8 protein-coding genes are annotated in these 9,673 nt (G+C 70.7%); 7 read left to right on the top strand and 1 reads right to left on the bottom strand.

The annotated features are described in order from the left end of the window. Positions 1–139: 139 nt before the first annotated feature. From CR470_RS31850 to CR470_RS31860, 3 genes are all read left to right on the top strand, one after another. A complete protein-coding gene (locus tag CR470_RS31850; protein ID WP_097870945.1) occupies positions 140–1,597 on the top strand; it encodes an NF041680 family putative transposase in 1,458 nt (485 codons plus the stop codon). Between the two features lie 317 nt (positions 1,598–1,914). Continuing rightward, the gene (locus tag CR470_RS31855; protein ID WP_097870946.1) at positions 1,915–3,879 is read left to right on the top strand and encodes a 2-oxoacid:acceptor oxidoreductase subunit alpha; all 1,965 of its coding nucleotides are present in this window, start codon (positions 1,915–1,917) and stop codon (positions 3,877–3,879) included. Further along, entirely contained in the window at positions 3,872–4,945 is a 1,074-nt protein-coding gene (locus CR470_RS31860; RefSeq protein WP_097870947.1) for a 2-oxoacid:ferredoxin oxidoreductase subunit beta, read from the top strand. Before CR470_RS31855 ends, CR470_RS31860 begins: the two co-directional genes overlap by 8 nt. Positions 4,946–5,004: 59 nt before the next feature. Here the strand turns inward: CR470_RS31860 and CR470_RS31865 are convergent, their stop codons facing one another. Beyond that, the gene (locus tag CR470_RS31865) at positions 5,005–5,340 is read right to left on the bottom strand and encodes a winged helix-turn-helix transcriptional regulator (protein ID WP_097870950.1); all 336 of its coding nucleotides are present in this window, start codon (positions 5,338–5,340) and stop codon (positions 5,005–5,007) included. A 219-nt stretch (positions 5,341–5,559) separates the two neighbouring features. Between CR470_RS31865 and CR470_RS31870 the strand changes: the two genes are divergently transcribed. The 4 genes from CR470_RS31870 to CR470_RS31885 all read left to right on the top strand — a co-directional run. Further along, positions 5,560–6,420, top strand: coding sequence for an SDR family oxidoreductase (locus CR470_RS31870; RefSeq protein ID WP_097870948.1), 861 nt, complete (start codon positions 5,560–5,562; stop codon positions 6,418–6,420). A gap of 153 nt (positions 6,421–6,573) precedes the next feature. After that, on the top strand, positions 6,574–7,566 hold the full coding sequence (rarD, locus tag CR470_RS31875; RefSeq protein ID WP_097870949.1) for an EamA family transporter RarD: 993 nt from the start codon (positions 6,574–6,576) through the stop codon (positions 7,564–7,566). Positions 7,567–7,633: 67 nt separating this feature from the next. Beyond that, complete coding sequence (locus CR470_RS31880; protein WP_179892440.1) at positions 7,634–9,307, top strand: FAD-dependent monooxygenase; 1,674 nt, start codon at positions 7,634–7,636, stop codon at positions 9,305–9,307. Between the two features lie 19 nt (positions 9,308–9,326). Next, positions 9,327–9,673, top strand: a 347-nt coding sequence (locus CR470_RS31885) for a hypothetical protein (RefSeq protein WP_097870952.1), incomplete at its 3' end; no start/stop codon positions are given.

Here is a 9,673-nt window from a genome sequence, read left to right on the forward strand (position 1 = left end):
CTTGATCTTTAACGTGCGATGTCGAACGGTGTGTCGTACTTGATCACTCGGTTCGGGAACCGCCGTACGCGGAAGCGGCCTTCGTCTGAACATGTGCTCCGACCAAGGAACACACACGTCCAGCACGAAGGCCGTGAGGATGAGTCTGCAGCATCGCGATGCCCGACGAGAGCCGCTGGCGGAACTGTCACGCTTCCGGGGTGAGTTCCACTCCTGTCTCACCGCCCGTTCGGATGCCCTGTTCGAGCTGGCGGATGCAGTTATGTGCGGGGACGGGCCGGTGAGATCGCTGGCTGAGCTGTCACTGGTGGGCGAACACCGTCGCGGGCACGGAGGGCTCTACGCTGCGCTCGCCCAGGGCCGGGTCGACGCGGACCGGATGCGGCAGGCTCTGGCCTCGGTTCCGCTGCCCCGGTCGGCGGACGGCCGGCTGGTCCTGGCCGTTGATGTCACGTGCTGGCTGCGGCCGGACGCCCACACCTCACCGCAGCGGATCCTGTGTCACACCTACGGCCGGGGCAAGGACCAGCACATCCCGGTCCCCGGCTGGCCCTATTCGATCGTCTGCGCGCTCGAGCCGGGCCGCAGTTCGTGGACCGCACCGCTGGACGCGTTGCGTCTGGCACCCGGGGACGACACCGCCACCGTCACCGCCGGGCAGCTGCGTGACCTGGTCGAGCGGCTGATCACCGCAGGTCAGTGGCAGACCGGGGACCCGGACGTCCTCGTCATCGCGGACGCCGGATACGACGCACCCCGCCTCGCCTTCCTGCTGAAGGACCTGCCGGTGCAGGTGCTGGCCCGGATGCGGTCGGACCGTGTCCTGCGCAGGCCCGCACCCTCGCGGCAGCCCCACACCAGGGGCCGGCCTCCCCGGCACGGAGGCGAGTTCGTCTTCGGACAGCCCGACACCTGGGGCACCCCGGACACCGAAACAGTCACCGATACACGCCTCTACGGCACCGCCCTGGCCCGGTCCTGGGACCGGCTCCACCCCAAGCTCACCCACCGCTCGTCCTGGGCCGCGGCCGACGGCACCCTCCCGATCGTCGAGGGGACCGTGATCCGCCTGGACATCGACCATCTGCCCAGCGGAGCCACCCCGAAGCCGGTCTGGCTGTGGTGGTCAGGCACCGACGCCACCGCAACGGACGCCGACCGGCTCTGGCAGGCATACCTGCGGCGCTTCGACATCGAGCACACTTTCCGCCTCTTCAAGCAGACCCTCGGCTGGACCTGCCCGAAGATCCGCACCCCCGAAGCGGCCGACCGCTGGACCTGGCTGATCCTCGCCGCCTACACCCAACTCCGCCTCGCCCGGCCGCTGGCAGCCGACCGGCGCCGTCCATGGGAAAGGCCCGTTCCCCCGGACAGGCTCACGCCCGCACGTGTCCGCCGCGACTTTCGGCACATCCGCCCGACGGCCGCCTGCCCCGCCCAAGCACCGAAAGCTGCCCGCCCCGGACCCGGACGACCACCCGGGCGAAAGAACACCCGGCCCACCCCACGCCACGACGTCCACACACCCCGCAAGACGGGCACCACCACGTCCCGAAAGAAGAAGTCGACCACCCCACGACCCCGCCGCACAGGTTAAAGATCAAGCTAGGNACGACGTCCACACACCCCGCAAGACGGGCACCACCACGTCCCGAAAGAAGAAGTCGACCACCCCACGACCCCGCCGCACAGGTTAAAGATCAAGCTAGGACCAAAGACTCAGAGGGCGGCCGCCTTCATCCCATGATCGGGAGCTTCACAAAAGGCGACAAACCCGACTCAAAGGGTGTCTCAAAATAGCGTCCACCATATGATCGGTCCCTGGAGAGCCACCTACGCGGACGTAGGGTGGCCTCTGGGATCGCCGGCTGGCCGGACGGTTCCGAACCGCCGCCCCAAGGGAGGTCCAGTTCAGTGACGAGCCAGGTCAGTAGCGCGACAGAGAAGGCCGATGAGGCCAACGACGCCGTCCTCGGGGGTCAGCGAGCCCCCCTGTCAGGTACGACGGGAACCACGGGCGGCGACGGGAAGGAGATCCGTCGCCTGGACCGGGTGATCATCCGTTTCGCGGGCGACTCGGGTGACGGTATGCAGCTCACGGGTGACCGGTTCACCTCGGAGACCGCCTCCTTCGGCAACGATCTCTCCACGCTGCCGAACTTCCCGGCCGAGATCCGCGCCCCCGCGGGCACCCTGCCGGGGGTCTCTTCCTTCCAGTTGCACTTCGCCGATCATGACATTCTGACCCCGGGCGACGCCCCCAACGTCCTGGTGGCGATGAACCCGGCCGCGTTGAAGGCGAACATCGGCGATGTTCCGCGCGGCGCGGAGATCATTGTGAACACGGATGAGTTCACGAAGCGGCCGATGGCGAAGGTGGGGTACGCGACCAACCCGCTGGAGGACGGTTCGCTGGAGGCCTACAACGTTCATCCGGTGCCGTTGACGACGTTGACGCTGGAGGCCTTGAAGGAGTTCGGGCTGCCTCGCAAGGAGGCGGAGCGGTCGAAGAACATGTTCGCGCTGGGTCTGCTGTCGTGGATGTACCACCGGCCGACCGAGGGCACGGAGACGTTCCTGCGGCAGAAGTTCGCGAAGAAGCCGCAGATCGCCGAGGCGAACGTGGCGGCCTTCCGGGCGGGGTGGAACTTCGGCGAGACCACCGAGGACTTCGCGGTCTCGTACGAGGTCGCGCCGGCCTCGCAGGCCTTCCCCACCGGCACCTACCGCAACATCTCGGGGAACCTCGCCCTGTCCTACGGGCTGATCGCTGCCGGGCAGCTGGCGGACCTGCCGTTGTATCTGGGGTCGTACCCGATCACTCCGGCGTCGGACATCCTGCATGAGCTGTCGCGGCACAAGAACTTCGGTGTGCGAACGTTCCAGGCGGAGGACGAGATCGCCGGGATCGGTGCGGCACTGGGCGCGGCGTTCGGCGGCGCGCTGGGCGTCACGACGACGTCCGGTCCGGGGGTGGCACTGAAGTCGGAGACGATCGGTCTCGCGGTCTCCCTGGAGCTGCCGCTGCTGATCATCGACATCCAGCGGGGCGGGCCGTCGACCGGCCTGCCGACCAAGACCGAGCAGGCGGATCTGCTGCAGGCGATGTTCGGCAGGAACGGTGAGGCCCCGGTGCCGATCGTGGCTCCGCGGACTCCGGCCGACTGCTTCGACGCCGCGATCGACGCGGCCAGGATCGCGCTGACCTACCGCACCCCGGTCTTCCTGCTCTCCGACGGCTATCTCGCCAACGGCTCCGAGCCGTGGCGGATCCCGGAGACGGCGACCCTGCCCGACCTGAAGACCTCCTTCGCCACGGGCCCGAACCACACGCTGGCGGACGGGACAGAGGTGTTCTGGCCCTACAAGCGCGACCCGCAGACGCTGGCCCGCCCGTGGGCGGTCCCCGGGACGGCAGGCCTGGAGCACCGTATCGGCGGGATCGAGAAGCAGGACGGCACGGGCAACATCTCCTACGACCCGGCCAACCACGACTTCATGGTCCGTACCCGCCAGGCCAAGATCGACGGCATCGAGGTCCCCGATATCCAGGTCGACGATCCCGCCGGGGCCCGCACCCTGGTGCTCGGCTGGGGATCGACGTACGGGCCGATCACCGCGGCGGTGCGCCGGCTGCGGGCCGCGGGAGAGCCCATCGCCCAGGCCCATCTGCGCCATCTCAACCCCTTCCCGAAGAACCTCGGCGAGGTGCTGAAGCGCTACGACAAGGTCGTCGTCCCGGAGATGAACCTCGGCCAGCTGGCCATGCTGCTCAGGGCGAAGTATCTGGTGGACGCCCACAGCTACAACCAGGTCAACGGAATGCCGTTCAAGGCCGAGCAGCTCGCCACGGCCCTCAAGGAGGCCATCGATGCCTGACACCGACGAACTGCTCCACAACGACCTGCTGCAACTGGTGCCCAAGGCCGAGGCGAAGCAGTCCATGAAGGACTTCAAGTCGGACCAGGAGGTGCGCTGGTGCCCCGGCTGCGGCGACTACGCCGTCCTCGCCGCGGTGCAGGGCTTCATGCCGGAGCTGGGCCTCGCGAAGGAGAACATCACCTTCGTCTCCGGCATCGGCTGCTCCTCCCGCTTCCCGTACTACATGAACACCTACGGGATGCACTCCATCCACGGCCGCGCCCCCTCCATCGCGACCGGGCTCGCCACCTCGCGGCGCGACCTGTCGGTCTGGGTCGTCACCGGCGACGGCGACGCCCTCTCCATCGGCGGCAACCACCTCATCCACGCCCTGCGCCGCAACGTCAACCTCAAGATCCTGCTCTTCAACAACCGGATCTACGGACTGACGAAAGGCCAGTACAGCCCCACCTCCGAGCTGGGCAAGATCACCAAGTCGACGCCGATGGGTTCGCTCGACGCGCCGTTCAACCCGGTGTCCCTCGCCATCGGCGCGGAGGCGACGTTCGTGGCACGCACGGTCGACTCCGACCGCAAGCACCTCACCAGCGTGCTGCGCGCGGCCGCCGAGCACTCGGGCACGGCGCTGGTGGAGATCTACCAGAACTGCAACATCTTCAACGACGGCGCTTTCGAGGTCCTCAAGGACAAGGAACAGGCCGCCGAGGCCGTCATCCGCCTCGAACACGGTCAGCCGATCCTCTTCGGCTCCCAGGAGCCCAAGGGCGTCGTACGCGATCCGGCCACCGGTGATCTGAAGGTCGTCGCCGTCACGGAGGAGAACCGCTCGCAGGTCCTCGTCCACGACGCCCACGCACAGTCGCCGACGACGGCGTTCGCGCTGTCCCGGATCGCTGACGCGGACACCCTGCACCACACCCCGATCGGGGTGCTGCGCAGCGTCGAACGGCCCGTGTACGACACGCTGATGTCCGACCAGCTCGACGCCGCCGTCGAGCAGAACGGCAAGGGTGACCTCGGTTCGCTCCTCGCCGGCAACGACACCTGGACCGTCGTCGGCTGAGGCCGGGCCACCACCGTACGTACGCCGCCCGGGGCCCGGGCCCGATCCCCCGACAGGGGTCAGGCCCGGGCCCCGTCGTATGCCTCGCGCGCCGCCTGCACCGCGTCCACCTGGCGTTCGGTCCAGCGGGCGAGCGCCCAGACCTGCTCGGCGGCCTCGACGCCGAGCGGGGTGAGCGTGTAGTCCACCCGCGGTGGGATCACCGGCTTCGCGTCCCGGTGGACGAAACCGTCGCGCTCCAGCGTCCGGAGGGTCTGGGCCAGCATCTTCTCGCTGACCCCGCCCACCGCGCGGCGCAGTTCGCTGAAGCGGTACGAACGCTCCAGCAGCGCCGCCAGCACGAGGACGCCCCAGCGACTCGTCACGTGTTCCAGGATCAGCCGGGACGGGCACATGGGCTGGTTGACGTCCCAGGCCAGGAGAGAAGACAGGGCCGAAGCCGGGCCGGGGACCGAGTCCGAGTCCGAATCCGACACCGAGTTCCGTGAACTCTTTGCACTCACTGTCATGCCAGTACCTTACTTCAAAGTGGGTACTTTCCTCTGGTTAGCGCTACCCGTAGGGTCGTAACCGAAGCACAGAAACGGACTGAACCACCGAAAGCGGAGACCCTCATGAGCATCGTTGTCACCGGAGCCACTGGCGCACTCGGCCGCCTCGTCGTCGACGCCCTCCTGACCACGGTCCCGGCCGCCGAGGTCGTCGCGGTCGTGCGCGACAAGGAGAGGGCCGCCGCGCTCGCCGCCCGGGGCGTGGAGCTGCGCATCGCGGACTACGACCGCCCCGAGTCCCTCGCCGGAGCCTTCCGGGCCGGCGACCGGGTACTGCTGATCTCCGGCAGCGAGGTGGGCAAGCGGGTGCCGCAGCACACCGCGGTCGTCGACGCGGCGAAGGCGGCGGGCGTCGCGCAGCTCGCGTACACCGGCGTGCTCGGCGGGCCGGGCGCGGACTTCACCCTGGCCGACGAGCACAAGGCCACCGAGCAGCTGATCCTCGACTCCGGGCTGCCGTACACGTTCCTGCGCAACGGCTGGTACACGGAGAACTACACCGCCAACCTGACCCCGGTCCTGGAGCACCGCGCGGTGCTCGCCAACGCGGGCGCGGGGCGCGTCGCCTCCGCCGCCCGGGCCGACTACGCCGCCGCCGCGGCCGCCGTGCTGACCGGCGAAGGCCACCTGAACACCGCCTACGAGCTGAGCGGCGACACCGCCTGGTCGCTCGCCGAGTACGCCGCGCTGCTGTCCGAGATGACCGGCGAGGAGATCACGTACCGGAACGTCCCGGCCGCCGCGCACCAGGAGGTCCTGGTCGGCGCGGGACTGCCCGAGGGCTTCGCCGCGGTCCTCGTGGACGTGGACGAGGCGATCGGACGGGGGCGGCTCGCGGGGACGAGCGGCGACCTCGCCAGGCTCATCGGCCGCCCGACGACGCCCCTCGCCGAGACCGTGCGCGCCGCCCTGTCCGCCGCCTGAACCTCGACGCGCCCCCTGCCCCCCACCCGCGCCGCCTCGCCGGGCGCAGCCCTGTCATGAGTGTTTCCATGAGACGGCTATGACACGAAGCGCTTCCGGCGCTACCGTCGTGCCGTCGGCGGATCCGCCGACGCGGGCGGGCCGGGAGGGCACGTGGAAGGGAAGAACGAACAGCGGGCAGGCCTGCTGTACGGAGTCGGCGCGTACGGGATGTGGGGCATGGTCCCGCTGTTCTGGCCGCTGCTCAAGCCGTCCGGGGCGATCGAGATCCTGGCGCACCGGATGGTCTGGTCGCTCGGCGTCGTCGCCGTCGCCCTGCTCGTCGTACGCCGCTGGGCCTGGATCGGCGAACTGGTCCGCGACCGGCGCAAGCTGGGCCTGATATCGGTCGCGGCGGCGACCATCACGGTCAACTGGGGCCTCTACATCTGGGCCGTGAACAACGGCCAGGTCGTCGAGGCCTCGCTCGGCTACTTCATCAATCCGCTGGTCACCATCGCCATGGGTGTCCTGCTGCTGGGCGAACGGCTGCGGCCGGTCCAGTGGGCCGCGGTCGCCACGGGCCTGGCGGCGGTCCTCGTCCTGGCGATCGGGTACGGCAAGCCGCCCTGGGTCTCGCTGGTGCTGGCGTTCTCCTTCGCCACCTACGGCCTGGTGAAGAAGAAGGTGAACATGGGCGGCCTGGAGTCCCTGGCCGCCGAGACCGCCGTGCTCTTCCTGCCCGCGCTCGGCTTCCTGCTCTGGCTCGCCGCCACCGGAGAGTCGACCTTCACCGCCGGGGGCGCGGGGCACGGGTTCCTGCTCGCCGCGACGGGCATCGTCACGGCGGTGCCGCTGATCTGCTTCGGCGCGGCGGCGGTCCGGGTGCCGCTGTCCACGCTGGGGCTGCTCCAGTACCTGGCCCCGGTCTTCCAGTTCGGGCTGGGCGTCCTGTACTTCAACGAGTCGATGCCGCCCGAGCGGTGGGCCGGGTTCGCCCTGGTCTGGCTGGCGCTCTCGCTGCTGACCTGGGACGCGCTGCGGACCGCCCGGCGCAACCGGGTCCGGGCGCTGAAGCTGCTGGCGACGGCGGCCACCGCCCCCGGAGCCCCACCCCTGGACTCCACCTCCGAGCCCCCGAGCCCCGCACAACAAAAGATTACCTAGTTGCTTTTCTTACTCGGTTACGTTTCCCTGGTTCCGGATGGCCGGGGAGCGTGACCGAAGGAGAGGCATGGGCATGACCGACGTACTCATCGTGGGAGCGGGACCCACCGGGCTGGTGCTGGCCTGCGACCTGGCCCGGCGCGGCGTGGCCGTACGGATCGTGGACCGGTCCCCCGCCCCGCCGCGCACCTCACGCGCCAAGGGGCCCAACCCCCGCTCGCTGGAGATCCTGGACGATCTCGGCGTGGCCGAGGAGGTGCTCGCCGCCGGTTCGGCCCCGCTGCCGATGCTCAAGTACCGCGACCGTCTCCCGGTCGCGGAGGCCGATCCGTGGGCGGACGCCGCGCCGTCCCCGGACGCCCCCTACGACCGGGGGTGGCTGATCGCCCAGTGGCGGCTGGAGGGGATCCTCCGCGACCGGCTGGCCGGGTACGGCGTCCACGTCGAGCCGGGCCGCGAGGTCGTGGGTCTGACGCAGGGGCGGAACGAGGGCAACGAAGGCGACGAGGACGGCGGAGGCCATGTCGACGTCGCGTACGCCGATGGGCAGGCCGACCGGTCCCGGTACGTCGTCGGCTGCGACGGCGCCCACAGCTCCGTACGGAAGCTGCTCGGGATCGGGTTCGAGGGGACCACCGACGAGGACCAGGTGATGGTCTGCGGCGATGTCGACCTGACCGAGGGCGTCCTGGACCGCACCCTCTGGCACCAGTGGTTCGACGAGGACGGCGCGGTGATGCTCTGCCCGATCCCCGGCACACGGACGGGCTGGTGGTTCCAGGCCGGGCCGGAGCGGGACGGACGGGGACGGCCGCTCGCGCCCACCGCCGACGGGTTCCGGCGGCTGCTCGCCCACCACACCGCTCTGCCCGGCCGGGCCCTGACACGGGCCGAGCTGCTGTCGACGTACCGGGTCAACGTACGGATGGCGGACCGGTTCCGCGCGGGGCGGGTCCTCCTCGCGGGCGACGCGGCGCACGTGCACGCCATCGCGGGCGGCCTCGGGATGAACACCGGCATCCAGGACGCGTTCAACCTGGGCTGGAAGCTGGGTCTGGTGCTCGCCGGTCACGCGGACGCGAAGCTGCTGGACACCTATGAGGAGGAGCGCCTCCCGGTGGCCGCCCGGACCCTGGACCTCACCTCGGAGCGGCTGCGGGCCACCCTGGAGGCGATCCGCCGCCCCGGCGGCGGCCTGGACACGGCGATCACCCCCGACACCACCGGCCTGGGCATCGGCTACCGCTGGAGCTCTCTGGCCGCCGGGGACCGGGCGCCGGAGGCCGGGAAGCCCGGCCCGGGCGCCGGGGACCGCGCCCCGGACGCCCCCTGCGCCGACGCCACGACCGGGTCACGGACCCGGCTGCACCGCGTCTTCGCGGGCCCCCGCACCACGGTCCTCGGCTTCGGGCCCGGGAGCGCGGCGGTCCTGCGCGGGGCGGCGGACGCGTACGGCGACGCCGGGGTGCGGATCTGCCGGGTGTACGCGGCGCACGAGGACCGGGCCGGGGCGGAGCCGGGAGCGGTGGTCGACGACGCGGGCCACGCGGCCGCCGCGTACGGAACGGAAGCCTCCGGTCGTACGGGCACGGGCACCGTCGTGGTCGTCCGCCCCGACCACCACGTGGGCGTGGTCGCCCCGGCGGACGACGCCCGCTCCGTACGGGAGTATCTGCGCCGGCTCCACGGAACGGGCCGGTCCGCGGAACGGGCCCCCGGCATGGTGGACGCCGTGCGGTAAAGGCTGATTGAGTGCCCGGATGGGGACTGTCCTGGGGGCCATGAGGAACGTGCGGTGGCACGAGCTGCAGCACGCGTACGGCTCCGCGTCCCAGGTTCCCGGCGTGCTGTCCCGGATCGCCTGGGGGGACGCGCCGACCTCGGACGAGGCGCTGAGCGATCTGGAGCGCTGGATCGGCACCCCGCCCGTCTTCGACTCGACGGCGGCGACGGTGCCGTTCCTCTGGGAGCTGGCGGCGACGGACTCGGTCAGGGACCGGGCGGGCGTCCTGGATCTGCTCGCCACCATCCTGGCGGCCGGAAACGCCGAGCACCCGGCGTGGACCCGCGCCGCGCACGACACGGTGGCGGCGGGCCGCGCCACGGC

Origin of the sequence: Streptomyces sp. rh34 (assembly GCF_002551245.1) — a bacterium.
GTDB lineage: Bacteria > Actinomycetota > Actinomycetes > Streptomycetales > Streptomycetaceae > Streptomyces.

Excerpts from the sequence above, each read along its gene's own strand:
- CR470_RS31850 (WP_097870945.1), top strand. The coding sequence starts at position 140 with ATGAGTCTGCAGCATCGCGATGCCCGACGAGAGCCGCTGGCGGAACTG.
- CR470_RS31860 (WP_097870947.1), top strand. The coding sequence starts at position 3,872 with ATGCCTGACACCGACGAACTGCTCCACAACGACCTGCTGCAACTGGTG.
- CR470_RS31865 (WP_097870950.1), bottom strand. The coding sequence starts at position 5,340 with ATGTGCCCGTCCCGGCTGATCCTGGAACACGTGACGAGTCGCTGGGGC.
- CR470_RS31870 (WP_097870948.1), top strand. The coding sequence starts at position 5,560 with ATGAGCATCGTTGTCACCGGAGCCACTGGCGCACTCGGCCGCCTCGTC.
- CR470_RS31880 (WP_179892440.1), top strand. The coding sequence starts at position 7,634 with ATGGGCATGACCGACGTACTCATCGTGGGAGCGGGACCCACCGGGCTG.